This window comes from Rhodococcus sp. BP-316 (genome assembly GCF_019836105.1).
GTDB lineage: Bacteria > Actinomycetota > Actinomycetes > Mycobacteriales > Mycobacteriaceae > Rhodococcoides.
In genome coordinates this window covers 15,860-37,414 of the sequence record NZ_JABUEE010000015.1, presented here as the reverse complement: position 1 = coordinate 37,414, position 21,555 = coordinate 15,860, and the positions used below count along the sequence as shown (strand labels likewise).

At 68.6% G+C, this 21,555-nt stretch carries 13 protein-coding genes; all 13 read left to right on the top strand.

What is annotated here, in order from left to right; translation table 11 throughout:
- Positions 1-41 precede the first annotated feature (41 nt).
- The 13 genes from glf (at position 42) to HQ312_RS21275 (ending at position 21,545) form a co-directional block, all read left to right on the top strand.
- Positions 42-1,241, top strand: coding sequence for a UDP-galactopyranose mutase (gene glf / locus HQ312_RS21335; protein WP_231476480.1), 1,200 nt, complete (start codon positions 42-44; stop codon positions 1,239-1,241).
- Positions 1,238-3,130, top strand: a complete 1,893-nt coding sequence (locus HQ312_RS21330; RefSeq protein WP_222641442.1) for a glycosyltransferase — start codon at positions 1,238-1,240, stop codon at positions 3,128-3,130. The genes glf and HQ312_RS21330 overlap by 4 nt, the downstream gene beginning before the upstream one ends.
- Positions 3,131-3,149: 19 nt before the next feature.
- A complete protein-coding gene (locus tag HQ312_RS21325) occupies positions 3,150-3,695 on the top strand; it encodes a phosphatase PAP2 family protein (RefSeq protein WP_056444193.1) in 546 nt (181 codons plus the stop codon).
- On the top strand, positions 3,692-4,597 hold the full coding sequence (locus HQ312_RS21320; protein WP_027507272.1) for a decaprenyl-phosphate phosphoribosyltransferase: 906 nt from the start codon (positions 3,692-3,694) through the stop codon (positions 4,595-4,597). The genes HQ312_RS21325 and HQ312_RS21320 overlap by 4 nt, the downstream gene beginning before the upstream one ends.
- Before the next feature lie 49 nt (positions 4,598-4,646).
- Positions 4,647-6,467 carry a flagellar motor control protein ZomB gene (gene zomB, locus HQ312_RS21315; protein ID WP_307097651.1) on the top strand — a complete coding sequence of 607 codons (1,821 nt, stop codon included), beginning with the start codon at positions 4,647-4,649 and terminating at the stop codon, positions 6,465-6,467.
- A 398-nt stretch (positions 6,468-6,865) separates the two neighbouring features.
- Complete coding sequence (locus tag HQ312_RS21310) at positions 6,866-7,822, top strand: alpha/beta hydrolase family protein (protein WP_261770348.1); 957 nt, start codon at positions 6,866-6,868, stop codon at positions 7,820-7,822.
- Positions 7,823-8,053: 231 nt separating this feature from the next.
- A complete protein-coding gene (locus HQ312_RS21305; protein WP_056443104.1) occupies positions 8,054-9,913 on the top strand; it encodes an alpha/beta hydrolase-fold protein in 1,860 nt (619 codons plus the stop codon).
- Positions 9,914-10,053: 140 nt separating this feature from the next.
- Entirely contained in the window at positions 10,054-10,599 is a 546-nt protein-coding gene (locus HQ312_RS21300; protein ID WP_374198321.1) for a DUF732 domain-containing protein, read from the top strand.
- A gap of 10 nt (positions 10,600-10,609) precedes the next feature.
- Positions 10,610-11,599, top strand: coding sequence for a cutinase family protein (locus HQ312_RS21295; RefSeq protein WP_081821493.1), 990 nt, complete (start codon positions 10,610-10,612; stop codon positions 11,597-11,599).
- Positions 11,600-11,712: 113 nt separating this feature from the next.
- Positions 11,713-12,717, top strand: a complete 1,005-nt coding sequence (locus HQ312_RS21290; RefSeq protein ID WP_222641434.1) for an LLM class F420-dependent oxidoreductase — start codon at positions 11,713-11,715, stop codon at positions 12,715-12,717.
- Positions 12,718-12,913: 196 nt separating this feature from the next.
- Positions 12,914-14,809, top strand: coding sequence for a long-chain-fatty-acid--AMP ligase FadD32 (gene fadD32, locus HQ312_RS21285; protein ID WP_027507279.1), 1,896 nt, complete (start codon positions 12,914-12,916; stop codon positions 14,807-14,809).
- 29 nt (positions 14,810-14,838) lie between these two features.
- Complete coding sequence (pks13, locus tag HQ312_RS21280; RefSeq protein ID WP_374198320.1) at positions 14,839-20,007, top strand: polyketide synthase Pks13; 5,169 nt, start codon at positions 14,839-14,841, stop codon at positions 20,005-20,007.
- Positions 20,004-21,545: an acyl-CoA carboxylase subunit beta gene (locus tag HQ312_RS21275; protein ID WP_222641432.1), complete on the top strand. Its 1,542-nt coding sequence runs from the start codon at positions 20,004-20,006 to the stop codon at positions 21,543-21,545. Before pks13 ends, HQ312_RS21275 begins: the two co-directional genes overlap by 4 nt.
- The last annotated feature ends 10 nt before the right edge of the window (positions 21,546-21,555 follow it).

Below are 21,555 nucleotides of genomic sequence, written 5' to 3'. Positions count from 1 at the left end.
GTTGCGGGACGACTACACAGCGTCGGATACCCTGGTCACCCGTGACTGATACTTCGCGAGGACGGTACGACCTGATCGTCGTGGGGTCCGGTTTCTACGGCCTCACGATCGCCGAGCGGAGTGCCGCGGAACTGGGAAAACGAGTGCTCGTGCTCGACCGGCGCTCCCACATCGGAGGCAATGCCTACTCCGAACCCGAGCCCGGTACCGGCATCGAGATCCACAAGTACGGCGCCCACCTCTTCCACACGTCGAACGAGAAGGTGTGGGAGTACGTCACTCGCTTCACCGAGTTCACGGGCTACCAGCACCGCGTGTTCGCCCTGCACAAGGGCCAGGCGTACCAGTTCCCGATGGGCCTGGGCCTGGTGTCCCAGTTCTTCGGCCGCTACTTCACTCCCGCCGAGGCGCGCGCGCTCATCGAGGAGCAGTCCAGCGAGATCTCGGTCGAGGATGCCGCGAATCTCGAGGAGAAGGCCATCGCGCTGATCGGCCGCCCGCTGTACGAGGCGTTCGTCCGCGACTACACCGCCAAGCAGTGGCAGACCGATCCCAAGGATCTGCCCGCGGGCAACATCGCGCGGCTCCCGGTCCGCTACACCTTCGACAACCGCTACTTCAACGACACCCACGAGGGTCTGCCCGTCGACGGCTACACCGCGTGGCTCGAGAACATGGCGAAGAGCGACCTCATCGAGGTCCGGCTGGACACGGACTGGTTCGACGTCCGTGACGAACTCCGGGCCGAGAGCCCGGACGCGCCGATCGTCTACACGGGACCGCTGGACCGGTACTTCGACTACTCCGAGGGCGAACTGGGTTGGCGCACACTCGACTTCGAGACCGAGGTGCTCGACACTGGTGACTTCCAGGGCACCCCGGTGATGAACTACAACGATGCGGACGTGCCCTACACGCGCATCCACGAGTTCCGGCACTTCCATCCCGAGCGCGACTACCCCGCGGACAAGACGGTCATCATGCGCGAGTACTCCCGGTTCGCGGAGTCGGGAGACGAGCCGTACTACCCCATCAACACTCCCGACGACCGCGCGAAGCTGGCGGCCTACCGGGCCCGCGCCAAGCAGGAGACGGCCGAGAACTCCGTCCTGTTCGGCGGCCGACTGGGCACCTACCAGTACCTCGACATGCACATGGCCATCGCCAGTGCGCTCACCACGTTCGAGAACACGTTGCGCCCCCACCTCGAATCCGGTGCTCCACTGGGTGATTCGGCGTGAGCGAGGACCAGTTGCTGGGGCGGTCGCTGCTCCAACGCATCCTGCTCCCGCGCGCCGGTGAGCCGCTCGACGTCCGCACCCTGTACACGGACGAGGCCCGCACCAACCCGCGCCGCGCGCATTCGCTCTCTCGCACCTCGGTGTCCATCGGATCCGAGTCGGAGGTCTCCTTCGGCACGTACTTCAACGCGTTCCCGGCGAGCTACTGGCGACGGTGGAGCACGCTGGATTCCGTCGTCCTGCGGGTCGAGCTGATCGGCCACTGCCGCGTCGACGTCTACCGCTCGAAGGCGGACGGGTCCCGGATCCACGTCCAGGGCGGCGACACCGACGACGCGACGACGGTCGACGGCGACGTCACGACTCTCGAGTTCGTCGTCGAGCTCGGTCCCTTCGAGGACGGCGGATGGATCTGGTTCGACGTCACCACGGACACCGACGTCGAGGTGCGGTCCGCCGGGTGGTTCGCACCCGTCGACGCGCCCGGACGCGCGTCCGTGGCCATCGGCATCCCCACGTTCAACCGTCCGACGGACTGCGTGAAGGCGCTGACGGCGATCGCGTCCGATCCACTGGTCATGGCCGTCGTCGACGCCGTCATCGTGCCCGACCAGGGCACCCGCAAGGTGCGCGACGAGCCCGGATTCGACGACGCCGCGGCCGCGTTCGGCGATCTCCTCAGCATCCACGACCAGGCCAACCTCGGTGGATCCGGCGGATACAGCCGGATCATGTACGAGGCGCTCGAGAACACCGACGCCGAGCACATCCTCTTCATGGACGACGACATCGAGATCGAGCCCGACTCGATCCTGCGGGCGCTCGCCATGGCCCGCTTCGCGAAGGTGCCGACACTCGTCGGTGGCCAGATGCTCAACCTGCAGGCACGAAGTCACCTGCACGTGATGGGCGAGAAGATCGACACCGGCATCTTCATGTGGGGTGGCGCCCAGAACGTCGAGTACGACCACGACTTCGCCGAGAAGCCGCTCCGCGAGTCGACACTGCTGCACCGCCGGATCGACGTCGACTACAACGGCTGGTGGATGTGCCTCATCCCACGGGTGGTCGCCGAGACGATCGGTCAGCCGCTGCCGCTGTTCATCAAGTGGGACGACGCCGAGTACGGACTGCGAGCCCGCGAGGCCGGGTTCCCCACGGTGACTCTGCCGGGGGCCGCGATCTGGCACATGGCGTGGAGCGACAAGGACGACGCCATCGACTGGCAGGCGTACTTCCACCTGCGCAACCGCCTCGTGGTGGCGGCGTTGCACTCCCCGGGTTCCGCCCGCGGCCTCGTGGTGAACACCGTCAAGGCCACGATGAAGCATCTGCTGTGCCTCGAGTACTCCACGGTCGCGATCCAGAACATGGCGATCCGCGACTTCCTCGCCGGCCCCGAGCACATCATGGACATCCTGCCGACGGCGCTCGCCGAGGTGCACCGGGTACGCAGGCAGTACCCCGACGCCGTGGTCGTCCCGTCGTCGACGCTGCTCCCGCCGGCCAGCGGCGCGGACGTTCCCGCCGTCGCCGAGCCGGTCGGCGCCGTGGCCAAGGTGTCCCGGCTGGCGAAGGGCCTGATCCACAACGCCCGAGGTGCGCAGCGGCAGCACCACGACCGTCCCCAGCTCAACGTGCCGACGCTCGATGCGCGCTGGTACCTGCTCTCGCAGGTCGACGGTGTCACCGTCACCACCGCCGACGGACGCGGCGTCGTGTACCGCAAGCGGGATCCGAAGATCGCCTCCACGCTGCTCGGTGAGGCGCTCTCGCTGCGCCGCGAGCTGGCGTCGCGCTTCCCCGAGCTGTCCGACCGGTACCGTCGCGCCGTGCCCGAACTCACCAGCAAGGAGCGTTGGGAACGTGTCTTCTCCTATCCGAACTGACAACCTGGTTCGAACCGACCTGCGGGTCCTCACCGCGGTGCAGGGCAGCGTCGGATCACTGCCGGGCGCCGTGCGTGTCGCTCGGGGGATGTCGCACTTCGGTGAGCACGCCCTCGGGTGGATCGCCATCGGCGGTATCGGTGCCGTGGTCGACTCGGCGCGGCGCGAGCAGTGGGCGTCGGTCGCGGTCGGTGCCGTCGGTGCGCACGCGGCGTCGATCGTCGTCAAGCGCATCTCGCGGCGTCGGCGCCCGACCCATCCGTCCGTGCGCGTCGGCGTCTCCACGCCCAGCCGGTTCAGCTTCCCGTCGTCGCACGCGACGTCCACCACGGCCGCGGCGCTGCTGATCGGCCGCGCGAGCGGTCTGCCCGTGGCACCGGTGCTGGTGCCCGCGATGCTGGTGTCGCGCCTGGTGCTCGGTGTTCACTACCCTTCCGACGTACTCGTGGGCTCCGCGCTCGGCGCGCTGTCCGCGGCGGCGACGGTGCGAGCCGAGAAGAACGCGGCGGTCCGATTCGGCCTGACCGGCGGAGACGCAGCGGCCACGACAGCAGGAGCAGCATGAGCGAGGAACCCGCCGTCGTCGGCGCGCCCCCGAAGAACCTGGCCACGGGCATCGTCAAGGCGGTGCGCCCGCGCCAGTGGGTCAAGAACGTGCTGGTCCTGGCGGCGCCCCTGGCTGCCGGCTCGGTCACCGAGAGCTCGGTGCTCCTGCCGGTCGCGCTCGCGTTCCTCGTCTTCTGCATGGCCGCGTCGGGCATCTATCTGGTCAACGACGCGATGGACGTCGAGGCGGACCGGGCGCACCCCACCAAGCGATTCCGTCCCATCGCGGCGGGTGTCCTCCCGGTCAACCTGGCATTCGCGATGGCGGTGGTGCTGCTCGGCGGCGCGATCGGGCTCTCGTTCCTGGCCAACTGGAACCTCGCCGTGGTCATGGGCGTCTACATCGCGGTCCAGCTCGCGTACTGCTTCGGCCTGAAGCACCAGGCGGTGCTCGACATCTGCATCGTCTCGTCCGGCTTCCTGCTGCGCGCGATCGCGGGCGGCGTGGCGGCCGACATCCCGCTGTCGCAGTGGTTCCTGCTGATCATGGCCTTCGGATCGCTGTTCATGGCAGCCGGCAAGCGGTACGCCGAACTGCAGCTCGCCGAACGCACCGGCGCCAAGATCCGCAAGTCGCTGGAGAACTACACCACCACCTACCTGCGGTTCGTGTGGACGCTCAGCGCCACGGCCGTCGTCATCTGCTACGGACTGTGGGCCTTCGACCAGGACGCGAAGAACGGCAGTTCCCTCTTCGCGATCTCGATGGTTCCCTTCACTGTCGCTATCCTGCGGTACGCAGTGGACGTGGACGGTGGCGAAGCGGGCGAGCCCGAGGAGATCGCACTCGGGGACCGGGTGCTCCAGATGCTCGCCATCGTGTGGATCGGAGTGGTGGGTGTCGCTGTCTACCTCGCATGAGGAACTGACAGAACGTACCGGCGACGAGCAGTCGCGGGCCGAGGACCGGGTGGGAACGCCCGGGTGGGCCCGAGCGACCGGCGTCGCCGGTATCGCCGTGGTCGCGGTGCTGACCTTCTGGGGCGCCTGGGACCGCCGTTGGATCGCGGACGACGGACTGATCGTGCTGCGCACGGTCCGCAACCTCCTGGCCGGCAACGGGCCGGTGTTCAACGCGGGCGAGCGCGTCGAGACCAACACGAGCGCCGCCTGGACCTATGTCGTGTACGCCTTCTCGTGGCTCAGCGGTGTCCGCCTCGAGTACGTGGTGCTGACCATCGCCCTCGTGCTGACGACGGCGGCCGTCACGGTCGCGATGATCGGCACGGCACGCCTGTACGCCGGGCGCGCGGTGCTCGCGCTCCCCGCAGGAGCGCTCGTCTACATCGCCGTACCGCCGGCACGCGACTTCGCGACGTCCGGCCTCGAGTCGTGCCTGGTCATCTTCTGGATCGCGGTCCTGTGGTGGCTGATGCTCCGGTGGGCGGACCGGCGGGTGGAGAACCCGTCGACGGCACTCGTGCTCGTCATCGCGTTCTGGGGCGGACTGTCGCCCCTCGTCCGCCCGGAACTCGTCATCGTCGGCGGCCTCGCGCTCCTCATGCTCGTCGTCGCGACGTCGGGATGGATCCGCCGCGGCGCCGTCGTCGTGGTCGCCGGTCTGCTCCCGGTGGGCTACCAGATCTGGCGCATGGGCTACTACGCGCTGCCGTACCCGAACACCGCGGTGTCGAAGGACGCCGGCGGCGCCAAGTGGGCGCAGGGTTCGACGTATCTGTGGAACCTCGTGGGGCCCTACGCCCTGTGGGTGCCCGCGGTGCTGGTCGTCGTGGCCGCGGCACTGGCCGCCACCCGGATCGGGCCCGGTGCGGCTCGCCGTGGCGAGGCGCCGAGCGGTCTCGCCGGATTGGTCTCGCGGATCCGGACGCCGAGCGCCGTGGTGGTCTTCGCGCTCGTGTCGGGTCTGATCTCCACGGTGTACGCCGTGCGCGTGGGCGGCGACTTCATGCACGGCCGCACTCTGCTCCCCGCGCTGTTCCTGCTGCTGCTCCCGGTCGCCGTCGTGCCGATCCCGCTGCGGCGCGGGATCGTGGCGCTGGTGTCGTGCGTCGCGCTGTGGCTCGGCGTGGTCGTCTGGGCGGTCTTCGCGGCCACCACCACCGGCATGCCGCAGGGCACGACGGTCGGGCGTAGCGGCATCGTCGACGAGCGGGCCTTCTACTCCGAGAACACCGGCCACCGCCATCCGATCCTGGCCAGCGACTACCTGGACTACCCGCGCATGCGGGCAATGGTGCAGACCATCGAGAACACGCCGGACGGCGGTCTGTTGCTGCCGTCCGCGCAGTTCACCTACTGGGACGTGGTGCCGCCGCCCCTGCCGATTCCCGAGGGCGGCGACGAGCACGTCGTCTACTTCCTCAACTTGGGAATGACCAGCATGAACGTGGGGCTCGACGTCCGGGTGCTGGATCAGATGGGCCTGGCGTATCCGTTGGCGGCGCACACGGAACGGCTCGACAACGGCCGCATCGGACACGACAAGAACCTGTACACGGACTGGGTGGTCGCGGACACCGGAATGGTGGACGTGCATCCCTTCCTGCCGTTCTATCTGGACGAGGAATGGGTGGAGCAGGCGCAGGTCGCGTTGACCTGTCCGGAGACGCAGGAACTGCTGACGTCCTACCGTTCAGAGCTCACGCGGGCCCGATTCGTGCAGAACTTCAAGCACTCGTTGGATCTCGCGGGGTACCGATTCGACCGGGTGCCGAAGTACGAAATACAACGGTGTAATTTAGAGATGCCCCCGGAGCGGCCCGCATCGTGACGATGTGCGGCAAGTGAGATCCGCGTCACAGTGAGATCACCGGGTCATGGCGTTTCGGTGTCGTGAGTATTCCGATTTCGACGTCCCGGCTGGATTCCGGCATCTCGTTTGTGTAACGCTGTCTCCGTCGGCGGAGATATGTGTAGATGATGTGCGTCGACGTGCAGGATCGCCCGCGGGGCGATCGTGCGCGGAAGACGAGACCGATGGTTCAGGTTCCGAGGTCTTCCTCGGAGCGTGACCGGATATCGATCGACGAAGCGGTGCGGCCGTCCGGCTGCACGGAACTGTGAGAGGCCGAATGTATGCGTGACGGGTCCGTTACCGATGTCGCTGGTGACGACAGCGCTCTGCCGCGTAAGGCTTCACGCCTGCGCACCCCCCGAGTGGGCCGACGTATGCGTCAGGCCCTCGTCTCCGTCGTGATGGCCGCCGCCATCCCCCTCGGCCTCGCGGTCGTGGGAACCGGAGCCACTGCCAACGCCGAGATCCGTGCCGGATTCGACGTCTGGTCCGACTCGTCCATGGGTCCGATCAAGAGTCGCGTCTGGCGCGCCGCCGACGGCAACACGTCGAAGGTCGTGTACCTCCTCGACGGTCTCCGCGCGACGCCGGACATCAGCGGCTGGGAGCACGAGACCAATGCGGGCTCGTTCCTCTCGGACAACAACATCAACGTCGTCCAGCCGGTCGGCGGTGAGTCCAGCTTCTACACCGACTGGTACGCACCGTCGAACTTCAACGGCCAGCAGATCACGTACAAGTGGGAGACGTTCCTGACGCAGGATCTCCCCAACCGTCTCGCAGCGGGTGACCTCGGCTTCTCGCGTCAGAACAACGGCATCGTCGGTCTGTCGATGGGCGGCAGCGCTGCGCTGACACTCGCCGCGTACCACCCGAACCAGTTCAGCTACGCCGGCTCGCTGTCCGGCTACCTGAACATCTCGGCGCCCGGCATGCGCGAGGCCATCCGCGTCGCGATGCTCGACGCCGGTCGCTACAACGTCGACAGCATGTGGGGACCGCCCTGGAACCCGGCGTGGCTCCGCAACGACCCGTTCGTCTTCGCGCCGCGTCTGCGTGACAACGGCACGCGTGTCTGGGTCTCGGCCGCCAGCGGCCTCCCGGGCAACTACGACCGTCCGGGCTCGCTGCTCGACTACTACAACACCGCCAACGGCATGGGCCTCGAGGCTCTGGCGCTCGCCAACAGCCGCGCGTTCCAGGTCCGCATGGCCTCGATCGGCGCCAACAACGTCACCTACAGCTTCCCCGCGCAGGGAACGCACCGGTGGGGTTACTGGTTCGATCAGATCGTGCAGATGATGCCCGACCTGAAGGCCAACATCGGCTGAGTCAGCTCGGTAGTCGACTGCCCCGGCCCTCGCTTCGGCGACGGTGTCCGGGGCTGTCGCATGTTCTGAGGCGACTCCAGTAACATTTGCACCACCAGTCACAGCGAGTCTCCCCGAGACCGTCGTCGTGACCGTGTAGAACAAGATCGGCGGCAGTCTCGACGTACCGGACCTCTCCGGCACGCCGACGGCCCCGCACAGTCTGACGTTTCGAGGAAGCGAGTCCCACACATGCGAGTTCCGAACGGCCGGAGAGCGCGGATCCTGTCCGCCCTGGCGGTCACGCTGGTTCTTCCGCTCGCAGGGGGCCAGGCCGCCACGGCGGTCGCGTCTCCGGTCCACGCGGCACCTGTCCAGGCAGCGCCGCTGCGCGCGCAGGCGGATGCCGGCGCCACCGTGTCCGCGGTCGACTGGATCACCGACCGCCGTGTCGCGGTGTGGGTGAACTCGCCGTCCATGGGAGTCCCGATCCAGGTGCAGCTGCTGCTCGCGCGGGACTGGAACAAGAACCCGCAGGCCACGTTCCCGTCGGTGTGGATGCTCGACGGCATGCGCGCGACCGACACCGAGAACGGCTGGACCGCCGAGACCGACGCCGAGTCCTGGTTCGCCGACAAGAACGTCAACGTCGTGCTGCCCGTCGGCGGTCAGTCGAGCTTCTACTCCGACTGGGCCGAGCAGAACAACGGCCGGAACTACAAGTGGGAGACGTTCCTGACCAAGGAGCTCCCGCCCATTCTCGAGCGTGACTGGCGCTCCAACCAGACGCGCGCGGTCGCCGGTCTCTCCATGGGCGGCACCGCCGCGATGACGCTCTCGGCGCGGAACCCGGGCTTCTTCCGATTCGCCGGATCGTTCTCCGGCATCCTCAGCACCACGACGCTCGGCATGCCGCAGGCCATCGGGTACGCCATGCAGGACGCGGGCGGCTTCGACGCCGGTGCCATGTGGGGCGTGCCGTCGAGCGAGCTGTGGGCTCAGCACGACCCGTACGTTCTCGCGGAGAAGCTGAAGGGCATGAGCCTGTACGTCTCGAGCGGCAGCGGTACCGCCGGACCGTACGACCAGCAGTCCGACATCCCCGGCATCAGCACGAACTACGCCGGCATGGGTCTCGAGATCCTGTCGCGGCTCACGTCGCAGACGTTCGCGACCAAGCTCAACAAGCTCGGCATCCCGGCCTCGATCAACTACCGGCCGTCCGGAACCCACTCGTGGCAGTACTGGCAGTTCGAGCTCCGCCAGGCATGGCCGCAGATCGCCACCGCCCTCGGCGTCGAGGTGGACAAGCCCGCGTGCAGCGTCGGCGGGAACATCGGCGGCACCGCGAGCGCCAACGGATGGCTCGGCGACTGCCTCACCTCCGAGTACGACGTCGCGGGTGGGCGGGCACAGGACTTCCGGTTCGGTCGCATCTTCTCCTCCGACGGGGGCACGCACGTCGTCGCCGGTGCGATCGGTGGCGCGTACGCGGCCAACGGTGGTCCGGCCGGCGCACTGGGCATGCCGCTGTCGGGTGAGCTCGGAACCCCGGACGGCCGTGGACGCTACAACTCGTTCCGCAACGGAATGGTCTACTGGACCCCGCAGACCGGTGCGCACGCAGTGCGCGGCGCGATTCTCGACGAGTGGGCCCGCCAGGGCTACGAGGGTGGGCCGCTGGGCTACCCGCTGCGCGACGAGGTGCAGACCCCAAACAAGCCGGGTGCGGTCCAGGGCTTCGAGATCGGTGCGATGTACTTCTCGCCCGACACCGGCACGCACGCCGTGATGGGCAAGATCATGGAGAAGTACGGCCAGCTCGGGTGGGAGAACGGGGCACTCGGCTTCGCGAAGACCAACGAGGTCCCGGTCCGTGACGGCGGTCGTTTCACCGAGTTCCAGGGCGGCAACATCTACTGGTCGCCCGCGACCGGCGCGTGGTCCATCCTCAACGGCCAGATATTCGACGCGTGGAAGAGCGTCGGGTACGAGAACGGTCGCCTGGGATACGTCACCAGCGATCAGTTCGACATCCCCGGCGGTGTCCAGCAGAACTTCCAGAACGGCTTCGTGACGGTGCGGGACGGCGTCGTCCAGATCGTTCCCTGACCCGACACCGGGCGGTGCCGACACGGTGGGACTTCGCCCCGCGGCCGGCCTCCGGCCTTGCCGCACACAGAGTCCTCTCAGACCGTGCCGGTACCGTCCGCTGTCAGTTGCCGTGCCCCGATGACAGTAAGGACGTTTTCGTGACCTCGAGGTTCGCCACCACCGTCGCTCCCGCGATGCTGGCCGTCGCGGCCGGTGCTCTGCTCACCGCGTGCGGCGGCGACGACTCCTCGGCCAGCAGCACGCCGTCCCTCACGTCGAGCGCCACCGCCGCTGCGACCACGACGGAGGCGCCGACCTCCACGTCCGCGTCCGCCACGTCGACCTCGCCTGGCGCGACCACGAGTCCGGGCGCGGCGGCGACCGCTCCCGACGAGGCGGAACCGGTGCCCAGTGGCTTCCCCGGCCCGACCGAGGTGCCGATCGACGCCCGTGGAACCGAGTTCCTCGACGCTCTGAAGTCCCGCGGCGTCACGGTGGCCGGCAACGGCGACATCGCCATCGGCACGGCGAGCTACATCTGCGCCGCCCAGTCCGAGGGTGTGGCGGACGACCAGGTCCTCACCTTCGTCACCGCGAACGTCGGTGCCGAGGCGTCGGCGTCCGGTGCGACCATCAGCGCCGAGGACGCGTCGCGGACCGCACAGACGTACGTCGACGTCGCGCGCTCGACGTACTGCGGATAGGCGGCGCCTCGTGACACGATCCGGTCGGCCCGGGCCGCCGCGTCGGCGTTCGGTGGCGCGCACACTGCTCGTCCTGCTCGCGGTCGCGCTCGTCGTCGTCCTCGTCCTGCTGTTGCTCTGGTACCTGCTCGCGGGTCGACTGACGACACCCGGTCCCGGTGAGCCGCAGGTTCCCGGTGCCGAGCCGCCCACCTCGCAGCCGGCGTCGTGCCCCGACGTGTTCGTGCTCTCGGTGCCGGGCACGTGGGAGTCGAACGCGGCGGACGATCCCTACGCTCCCACCGCGAACCCGATCTCGTTGATGCTGAACGTGACTCAGCCGCTGCAGCAGCAGTTCGGCCCCGAGCGCGCCGAGGTCTACACGGTTCCGTACGTCGCGCAGTTCTCCAATCCCATCGCGTTCCCGCCCGACGGCCAGGCCTCGTACAACGTCAGCCGGTCGGAGGGCGCCGCGAAGGCGAACGAGATCCTGGCGCAGCGGTCCTCGGAGTGCCCGCTCACGTCCTACGTGCTCGCAGGGTTCTCGCAGGGAGCAGTCATCGTCGGCGATCTCGCCGCGTCGATCGGCGCAGGGGCGGGTCCGGTTCCGGCGGAGCGAGTCCTCGGCGTCACCGTCATCGCGGACGGCCGACGCGACGGCACCAGCGCGCAGCAGATCGGCCCGCCGGTGGACGGCGTGGGCGCGGAGGTGGCTCTCGGCGGTCTCGACGTACCCGGAATCACCATGACCGGTGCCCGCCAGGGTGGGTTCGGTGCGCTCGCCGATCGGACCTTCTCGATCTGCGCTCCCGGCGACCTCATCTGCGCGGCGCCGCCCGAGGCGATGTCGCTCCGCAACATCCCGTCGTCGCTGACCGCACTGGCCGGTGCGGCGGGTAATCCGGTGCACGGCAACTACGCTCGGTACGTCGTAGACGACGCCGGCACCACCGCCACACAGTGGACGGCGAACTGGGCGGCGGGGCTCGTCGCGTCGGCTCCGACGCCTGCTCACAGCTGACGGAAGGTGCTGCGCGGGGCAACTTTGGTCTCGAGCCGGTAACGGTTAGAGTGGCGAGTCGGCTTCGACTCCGGCCACCGCACCTTCCCTCGACGCTGCAGGAGAGAAAATTCATGAGTTCTGCCGACGCCGCGGCCACCACTGCGCCACTGCGCACGTTCCGCTTCGCGGCAGGCGGTGAGGGCAACCCGGACGAGGGCGGCGCACGGCGTTTCGTGAAGTTGGCGCAGAAGGCGGAGGAGCTGGGTTTCGACAGCTTCATGATTCCCGACCACCTGGGCAACCAGGTCGGCCCCATCGCCGCGCTCGGCGCGCTGGCCGTCGCCACCGACAAGATCCGCCTCGGGACCGCAGTCCTCGCGAACGGTTTCCGTCACCCGGCGGTGCTGGCGAAGGACGCGACGACCATCGACCAGATCTCCGGCGGACGGCTCGAGCTGGGAATCGGTGCGGGCTGGCTCAAGGAGGAGTACGACAAGGCGGGCATCGCCTACGAGAGCCCCGGTGTGCGCATCGAGAAGCTCGACGAGTCGCTCACCATTCTCGACACCCTGATGCGCGGGCAGGAGTGCCACTTCCAGGGCAAGCACTACCAGGTGAACGGGTTGCAGGGCAGCCCGCGGCCGCGCCAGGGCCCCCGGCCTCCCATCGCCGTGGGCGGCGGCGGCCCGAAGATGCTCGCGATGGCAGCCAAGCACGCCGACATCATCTCCCTGGTCCCCAGCACCACGCGCGAGGGCAAGCTCAAGCTGTCCGAGATCACCATGGAGAAGAGCATCGAGCGTGTCGAGCTCATCCGCGCCGCTGCGGGCGACCGGTTCGCCGACATCGAGCTGAACTGGACCATCACGACCATCCTGATCTCGGACGATCGGGAGCAGACGGCGGAGATGGTCATCGGTGCGCTCGACAACGGCTTCCCGCCCAACATGGAGGTCGACGCCCGTCTGACCGTCGAGCAGATCCTGGAGTCGCCGTACATCGCGATCGGGAACTTCGAGGAGATCGCGGACCAGATCCGGAACGTGCGGGCCCGGACGACGATGTCGTACGTCGGTGTCTTCCCGACGCAGATGGACGCCTTCGCTCCGGTCATTCCGCTGCTGGCGGGAGAATGACGGTCGTCGCTCGGCGGGTCTGTACCATGCTTGTGGTTCTCGCTGTCACGATCGGTGAGCGGGACCGGTGAGACTTACCGGTGAGTAAGATGGCGACGCTCGAGAACGAGCGCGTGCATCCAGCAGACCGCGCCCACATCAGAAATGGGCGGTGTCGTGTAGCCGGCGGTGTCGCACTGCTTCGGAGGAGAGAATGATGAGTAACTCGTTCGACGATTTCGTCGACGACACCGGCAACATCGTGATCCGCGAGGATCTGACGCTGGTCCGCCACGTCGAGCAGAACGTCGCGGACAACGGCGACGACCTGGCCTACCGCTACGTGGACTACTCGCGGGAGCGTGACGGTGAGGTGCACGAGCTCACCTGGTCGCAGTTCGGTGCCCGTCTGCGCGCCGTGGCCGCGCGCCTGCAGCAGGTGACGTCGCCCGGTGACCGCGTGGCGATCCTCGCTCCGCAGGGCCTCGACTACGTCGTGGCGTTCTTCGGTGCCGTCTACGCGGGCACCATCGCGGTACCGCTCTTCGATCCGGACGAGCCCGGACACAGCGACCGCCTGCACGCCGTGCTCGACGACTGCTCGCCGTCGGCGATCCTCACCGCGACCAACTCGGCCGCCGGTGTACGCCAGTTCTTCCGCGCTCTTCCCGCGGCGCAGCGCCCCCGCATCATCGCGGTCGACGCCATCCCGGACAGCGTCGGCGCCACCTGGACCGAGCCGCCCACCGACATCGACGCGATCGCGTACCTGCAGTACACGTCCGGATCGACCCGCGTGCCGGCCGGTGTGGAGATCACGCACCGCGCCGTCGGCGTCAACGCCCTGCAGATGGTCGACGCGATCGAGCTGAACCACGACTCGCGCGGCGTCACGTGGCTGCCGCTGTTCCACGACATGGGCCTGCTCACCGTGATCCTGCCGGCGCTGGGCGGCAAGTACATCACCATCATGAGCCCGCGTGCCTTCGTGCAGCGGCCGTGGCGATGGATCAAGGAACTCGCCGCCGTGTCCGACGGTGCCGGCACATTCGCGGCCGCACCGAACTTCGCGTTCGAGCACGCGGCACAGCGCGGCCTGCCGAAGAACGGCGAGTCGCTGGACCTGTCCAACGTCATCGGCCTGATCAACGGCAGCGAGCCGGTCACCACCACGTCGATGAAGAAGTTCAACGACGCGTTCATGCCGTACGGACTGCCGAAGACGGCCATCAAGCCGTCGTACGGCATGGCGGAGGCGACACTGTTCGTCTCCTCCACCAAGCACTCGGACGAGGCCAAGGTCATCCACGTCGACCGCACGGAGCTCAACTCCGGACGTGTCGTCCAGGTCGCCGAGGGAACGCCCAACTCCATTCCGCAGGTGTCGTGCGGCTACGTCGCACGCAGCCAGTGGGCCGCCATCGTCGATGCCGACTCCGCGTCCGAGGTTCCCGACGGGCACGTCGGTGAGATCTGGCTGCACGGCGAGAACATCGGCAAGGGCTACTGGGGCCGGGAGAAGGAGACCTCGGAGACCTTCCACAACAAGCTGGTCTCGCGCCAGACGGAGAACAGCCACGCCGACGGTGCGGCCGAGGGCGCGAACTGGATGCGCACCGGCGATTTCGGTGTCTACGTGGACGGCGAGCTCTACATCACCGGTCGCGTGAAGGACCTGGTCATCGTCGACGGCCGCAATCACTACCCGCAGGACCTCGAGGCATCCGCCCAGGACGCGAGCACGGCCCTGCGCCCCGGTTTCGTGGCGGCCTTCGCCGTGCCCGCGAACCAGCTTCCCGACTTCGTCTTCGAGCACGGCGGCGCCGGACTCACCCGAGACCCGGGTGACTCGTCGGAGCAGCTGGTCATCGTGGCCGAGCGGGCGCCGGGCGCCGGCAAGGCGGATCCGCAGCCCATCGCGGACACCGTGCGTGCGGCGATCTCGACTCGCCACGGCGTGACGGCACGCGACATCCTCCTGGTTCCCGCCGGTTCGATCCCGCGTACGTCCAGCGGCAAGATCGCGCGTCGGGCCTGCAAGGCGGCGTACATCGAGGGCACGCTGCGTGGCGGCTACCAGCAGACGGCGTTCCCCGACAATCCCGAAGACTGATCACCCGACGCGGGTAGTTTGGCGAGCTGATGGCTGAAGAAGAGACAACGACGTCCGCACCGGAGCCGACAGGTGACGCCGGGGCCCCGCAGGCGGGCGACATGACCGTCGCGCAGCTGAGGGACTGGCTCCGCGCCTGGGTCGCCGAGGCCACCGGCAAGGACGTCTCGGAGATCTCCGACGACCGTCCGATGGAGGAGTTCGGTCTCGCGTCCCGCGACGCCGTCGCGCTGAGCGGCGACATCGAGGATCTGGTCGGTGTCACGCTGACGGCCACGGTCGCGTACCAGCACCCCACGATCGCCTCGCTCGCGACACGCATCATCGACGGGGAGCCCGAGTCGGAGAGCGGCACCACCGACGACGCGTTCTACCTGTCCGGCACCACCGACGACAGTCACGACATCGCCGTCGTGGGCGTGTCCACCCGCTTCCCGGGTGCCGGCCACACGCCGGACGAGATGTGGGACATGCTGTCCGGCGGACGCGACGGCATCACCGATCTGCCCGAGGGCCGGTGGTCCGAGTTCCTCGGCGACCGTGCCATCGCCGAGGCGGTGGAGAAGACGGTGACCCGCGGCGGGTACCTCGACGACGTCAAGACGTTCGACGCGGAGTTCTTCGCCATGTCGCCGCGCGAGGCGGCCAACGTCGACCCGCAGCAGCGCCTCGCGCTGGAGCTGACGTGGGAAGCGCTGGAGGACGCGCGGATTCCGGCCAACGAACTCAAGGGCACGCAGGTCGGCGTCTTCATCGGCACGTCGACCAACGACTACCAGATGATCGCCGTCAGCGATCCCGACCCGCACCCCTACGCACTGACCGGCACGTCGACCGCCGTCGTCGCGGGGCGCGTGTCCTACTTCTACGACTTCCGCGGGCCGTCCGTCGCGCTGGACACCGCGTGCTCGTCGTCCCTCGTCGCCGTGCACCAGGCGGTGCGCAGCCTCCGCACCGGCGAGTCGAGCCTGGCCCTGGCCGGCGGCGTGAACATGCTGCTCTCGCCCGCCGCGACGCTCGGATTCGGGCAGACCGGCGTGCTCGCACCCGACGGCCGCATCAAGGCGTTCTCGTCGGACGCCGACGGCATGATCCGCTCGGAGGGTGGCGGCCTGGTGGTGCTCAAGCGTCTCGAGGACGCCGAGCGCGACGGGGACACCGTGCTCGCGGTCATCGCGGGCAGCGCGGTCAACCAGGACGGTCGGTCGAACGGGCTGGCCGCGCCCAACCCGGACGCCCAGGCCGACGTCCTGCGGACCGCCTACCGCGATGCCCGCATCGTGCCCACCACCGTCGACTACATCGAGGCGCACGGCACCGGCACCATCCTCGGCGACCCCATCGAGGCCGATGCACTGGGTCGCGTCGTCGGCCGCGGACGCGACGCGGACAAGCCCGCGCTGCTCGGTTCCGCGAAGACGAACTTCGGCCACCTCGAGAGTGCCGCGGGCGCCGCGGGGCTCATCAAGGTGATTCTCGCGATGCGCGAGAACCAGGTGCCGCCGTCCCTGAACTACGCCGGACCCAACCCCTACATTCCGTTCGACGCGGCCAGGCTCCGCGTCGTCGACACCGCGACGGACTGGCCCCGGTACTCCGGCACCGCCATCGCCGGTGTCTCCGGCTTCGGTTTCGGCGGCACCAACGCGCACGTCGTGGTCCGCGAGTACGTTCCCGCCGCGTCGGCGCCGAGCGTTGCCGGCGCACCCGAGTTCGATTCGCCGGAGTTCGATTCGACAGCGGTCGATCCGGAAGCGCTGATCGGGGAGCCCGTGGGCGTTCCCGAGGAGACGCCGGCGGACATCGAGCGGGTACTCGCGGGTGTGTCGGCGTCTCCGGCCGCGTCCGCGGAGGCGCCGGAGCCGGGACCCGTTCTCCTCGCCGTGTCGGCGAGCATGCCGTCGCGCCGTCGTCGTGCGGCATCGGATCTGGCCGACTGGATCGAGTCCGAGGTCGGCAGCACCACGGACCTCGAGGCTCTCGGTCGGTCCCTCGCCCGTCGTAATCACGGGCGCTCCCGCGCCGTCGTGCTCGCCACGACGCGTGCCGAGGCCGTCGCCGGACTGCGCGCCGTCGCCGACAACAAGCCGGGCCCCGGCGTGTTCTCCGCCGACGCGCCCGCGTCCAACGGCCCGGTGTGGGTGTTCTCCGGCTTCGGTGCGCAGCACCGCACGATGGCGAAGGACTTCTACGCGTCCGAGCCGCTGTTCGCCGCGGCGCTCGATCGCGTCGACGCCCTCATCGAGGACGAGTCCGGGTACTCGATCCGGGCGATCGTCTCGGACGACTCGCTCACGTACGACTTCGAGAACTCGCAGGTCGGGATCTTCGCGATCCAGGTGGCGCTCGTCGAGACCCTGCGTGCGTACGGCGCTGCGCCGACCGCGGTGGTGGGCCACTCGATGGGTGAGGTCGCCGCCGCGTACGCCGCCGGTGGTCTGAACCTCGAGGACGCGGTGCGCATCATCGTGGCGCGTTCGCGACTGCTCGGCGAGGGCCAGGAAGGTCTCGGCGACGCCGAGGCCGGCGCGATGGCGCTGGTGGAGTTCTCCGCGCAGGAGGTCGCCGACCTCACCGATCGCTTCCCCGGGGTGGAGCCCAGCGTGTACGCAGCGCCGACGCACACGACCGTGGGCGGACCGGCCGAGCCGGTGCGACAGCTTGTCGAGTACGCCGAGTCGCTCGGCAAGATGGGCCGCATCCTCGACGTGAAGGGCGCCGGACACACCTCGGCCGTCGATCCGTTGCTGGGCGAGCTCGCGGCCGAACTGATGGGCATCGAGCCCACCCCACTCGCCGTGTCGGTGTTCTCGTCGGTGGACAGGGAAGCGTTCTACCGCGCGGGTCACGAGCCGATCCACGGTGTCGAGTACTGGACCAAGGGCATGCGCCATCCCGTCTGGTTCACCCAGGCGGTCAAGCTGGCCGTGGATGCCGGCTACACCACCTTCGTGGAGTTGTCGCCCAATCCGGTGGCGCTGATGTCCGTCGCCGCCACGGCCTGGGCGACGGGTGTCCCGGACGCGACGCTGATCGCGACGCTCAAGCGCAAGGAGAGCGAGCCCGCGACGTTCCTCGCCGCACTCGCCGACCTCTACGTGCACGGCCATGCCGTGACGCTGTCGAGTCTGTTCGGGCCCGGCGAGTACGCGGAACCGCCACGCACCGCCTTCGTGCGCAAACACCACTGGATCGACGCCGCGGTGCATCTGGGCAGCGGCAGCGCCGGGGGCGCGCGAGTCGCGTTGCCCGACGGCCGCGTCGTCTGGGAGACACCGGTGGCCGGTGTGTCCGCCATCGGAGATCTGGTGTCGACACTCGCCGGCGAGGTGCTGGGCGACGTGACGGTCGGCGCCGTGGTCACGCAGCGCCCCGTGCCCACCACCGGTTCGCTCACCACCACGCTCACCCCGCATCCGGGCGGTGCGTCCCTCCAGGTGCACTGGAACGACGGCACCCTCTTCGTGCCGGTCGCCGACGCCGTGGTCACCGCGGCGGGCAGTGTCGGATCGCTGGCCCCCGCAGGCGATTCCGCCGCGGCGGCTCCGTTCGTGGAGGAGGAACCCGAGGTCGTCGACGACTTCGGCGATCGCTGGATCCCGAACGGGACCCAGACGATGGAGGATCGTCTCGCGATCATCGTCGCCGAGTCGATGGGGTACGCGCCGGAGGATCTGCCGGCCGAGATCCCGTTGATCGAACTGGGTCTCGACTCACTGATGGCCGTGCGCATCAAGAACCGCGTGGAGTTCGAGTTCGACATCCCCCAGGTGCAGTTGCAGGCCGTGCGCGACGCCAGCCTGCGTGAGGTGGAGAAGTACCTCCGCTACGCGCTGGACAATCGCGAGGAGGTCGCGACGCTCGCCGAGCAGCAGGAACGCGAGCGCACGGCCGAGCAGGCCGCCGATCAGACGCCCGAGCAGGAACCCCCTGTCGCACAGCCCGATCCGGTGATCGCCGAGCCCGAGACGGTGGTCGACGAGACCGTACCGGGATCCGACAGCGGCCAGGCGGGCCCGACCACGGCGACGGCGTTCGAGGCGCCCGTCTCCGACGCGGTGACCGACGTGGGCGACGCACAGTCGTTCGCGGAGGCGACCGGGACGGACGTCGCACCGCGTGACGCCGCGGAGCGCCTCACCTTCGCGACGTGGGCCGTCGTGACGGGGCAGTCCGCCAGGGGCATCTTCAATCCCCTTCCTGTGCTGGACGATCCGACGGCCGAGAAGCTCGCGGAGCGTCTGAGCGAGCGGTCGAAGGGCGAGATCACGTTCGACGACATCCTCGACTCGGAGACGATCGAGCAGCTCGCCGACGTGGTGCGGCCGTTCCTCGAGTCGGGCGACGTCACCGGACTGGTGCGCACGCTGCGCGCTCGCCCGGAGGGCTCCACCGCGGTGCCGGTGTTCGTCTTCCATCCCGCGGGCAGTTCGTGCGTCGTGTACGAGCCGCTGCTCAAGCGACTCCCGGCGGACACGCCGATGTACGGCTTCGAGCGCACGGAGGGACCGATCGAGGATCGCGCCCGCGAGTATCTGCCCCTGCTCCGGGAGATCCAGGGCGACGGGCCGTACGTGCTGATGGGCTGGTCCCTCGGCGGTGTGCTCTCGTACGCCGTCGCGACGATGCTCCGCGAGGAGGGCGCCGACGTGCGCTACGTCGGGCTCATCGACACCGTCATGCCGTACGAGCCGATCCCGGACACCCCGGAGGAGATCGAGCTCCGCTGGAAGCGCTACGCGCAGGTGGGCAAGAAGCTCTACAACGTCGACTACCCGCTGCCGTACGAGAAGCTGGCACGGGCCGACGACGACGGCCAGATCAAGATCATCATGGACATGGTCAAGATGAGCAGCGCCAAGATCCCCAGCGGCATCATCGAGCACCAGCGCACGTCCTGGTTGGACAATCGCGCGATCCAGACCGCCCGGCCCCAGCACTACGACGGGGACGTCACGCTCTACATGGCGGACAAGTACCACGACGACGCCATCGCGCTCGAGCCTCGGCTCGGCAAGCGGGAGCCGCACGGCGGCTGGGCGCCGTTCGCACCGAATCTGGACATCGTGCACATCGGCGGTGACCACCTCGCGGTGATCGACGAGCCGTACATCCGCGCGATCGCCGCGGATCTGACGGGCAAGATGCGAGACATTTCGGCGTCGATCACGCCCGAGGGAAGCGAGTCGCACACGTGAGCACCACTGCCGCCAAGCTGGCCGAACTGCGCGAGAAGTTGGAGGTGGCGCGGGAACCCGCAGGGGACGTCGCCATCGCGAAGCGCGCGAAGAAGGGCATTCCGAGTGCGCGCAAGCGCATCGACATGCTGCTCGATCCGGGTTCCTTCGTCGAGATCGGCGCCCTCGTTCGCGCGCCCGGCAACCAGGACTCGCTGTACGGCGACGGCGTGGTCACCGGCCACGGCACGGTCGACGGCCGACCGATCGCCGTGTTCTCGCACGACCAGACCGTGTTCGGCGGCACCGTCGGCGAGATGTTCGGCCGCAAGGTCGCGCTCATCATGGAGTTCGCGGCGGACGTCGGTTGCCCGTGCGTCGGTATCAACGACTCGGGCGGCGCGCGTGTGCAGGACGCCGTCACGTCGCTGGCCTGGTACGCGGAGCTCGGTCGTCGGCAGGAACCGTTGTCCGGCATGTGCCCGCAGATCTCGGTGATCCTGGGCAAGTGCGCCGGCGGCGCCGTGTACGCGCCGATCAACACCGACATCATCGTGGCCACCGAAGAGGCCTACATGTTCGTCACCGGCCCGGACGTCATCAAGTCCGTCACCGGCGAGGACGTCAGCCTCCACGATCTCGGGAGTGCCCGGAAGCAGGCCGAGTACGGCAACGTGCACCACGTGGCTCAGGACGAGAAGGCAGCGTTCGAGTGGGTGCGCAAGTACCTGTCGTACCTGCCGTCGAACTGCCACGAGCAGCCGCCGGTCATCAACCCCGGCCTCGAGCCGACCATCACGGACGACGATCGTTCGTTGGACACCTTCATGCCGGACTCGGACAACGCCGGGTACGACATGCACGAGATCCTGCTGCGGATCTTCGACGACGGTGACTTCCACGAACTCACCGCACAGACCGCGTCCAACATCATCGTCGGGTTCGCCCGCGTCGACGGTCGTCCGGTGGGAGTGGTGGCCAACCAGCCGATGCACCTCAGCGGAGCGTTGGACGCGGCGAGCAGCGACAAGGCGTCTCATTTCATCAACATCTGCAACGCCTTCGAGATCCCGCTCGTGTTGGTCACGGACACACCGGGATTCCTGCCGGGGCTCGAGCAGGAGAAGATCGGCGTCATCAAGCGCGGTGGCCGGTTCATCTTCTCGTACGTGTGCGCATCGGTCCCCAAGGTCACCATCGTGATCCGCAAGTCGTACGGCGGCGGATACGCGGTGATGGGGTCGAAGCAGCTCGGCGCCGACATCAACTTCGCCTGGCCCACAGCACGTATCGCGGTGATGGGCGCGGAGGGTGCGGTGTCGATCATGGCGCGCAAGCAGCTGGCCGAGGCGGGCGACAACGCTCCGGCGATCCGTCAGGGATTCATCGACTTCTACAATGAGCACGTGGCGACGCCGTGGGTGGCCGCCGAGCGCGGTTACATCGACGCCGTGATCGAGCCGTCCACCACGCGTCTCGAGATCCGCAAGGCCCTGCACATCCTGCGCGACAAGGCGAAGGAACCGCGACCGAGAAAGCAACATCTGTTCCCGATCTAGTTCCGCCGGG

Bases quoted from the DNA above. Each gene is read 5' to 3' on its own strand.
- pks13 (WP_374198320.1), top strand. From the start codon at position 14,839: ATGGCTGAAGAAGAGACAACGACGTCCGCACCGGAGCCGACAGGTGAC.
- HQ312_RS21290 (WP_222641434.1), top strand. From the start codon at position 11,713: ATGAGTTCTGCCGACGCCGCGGCCACCACTGCGCCACTGCGCACGTTC.
- HQ312_RS21305 (WP_056443104.1), top strand. From the start codon at position 8,054: ATGCGAGTTCCGAACGGCCGGAGAGCGCGGATCCTGTCCGCCCTGGCG.
- fadD32 (WP_027507279.1), top strand. From the start codon at position 12,914: ATGAGTAACTCGTTCGACGATTTCGTCGACGACACCGGCAACATCGTG.
- HQ312_RS21310 (WP_261770348.1), top strand. From the start codon at position 6,866: ATGCGTCAGGCCCTCGTCTCCGTCGTGATGGCCGCCGCCATCCCCCTC.
- HQ312_RS21320 (WP_027507272.1), top strand. From the start codon at position 3,692: ATGAGCGAGGAACCCGCCGTCGTCGGCGCGCCCCCGAAGAACCTGGCC.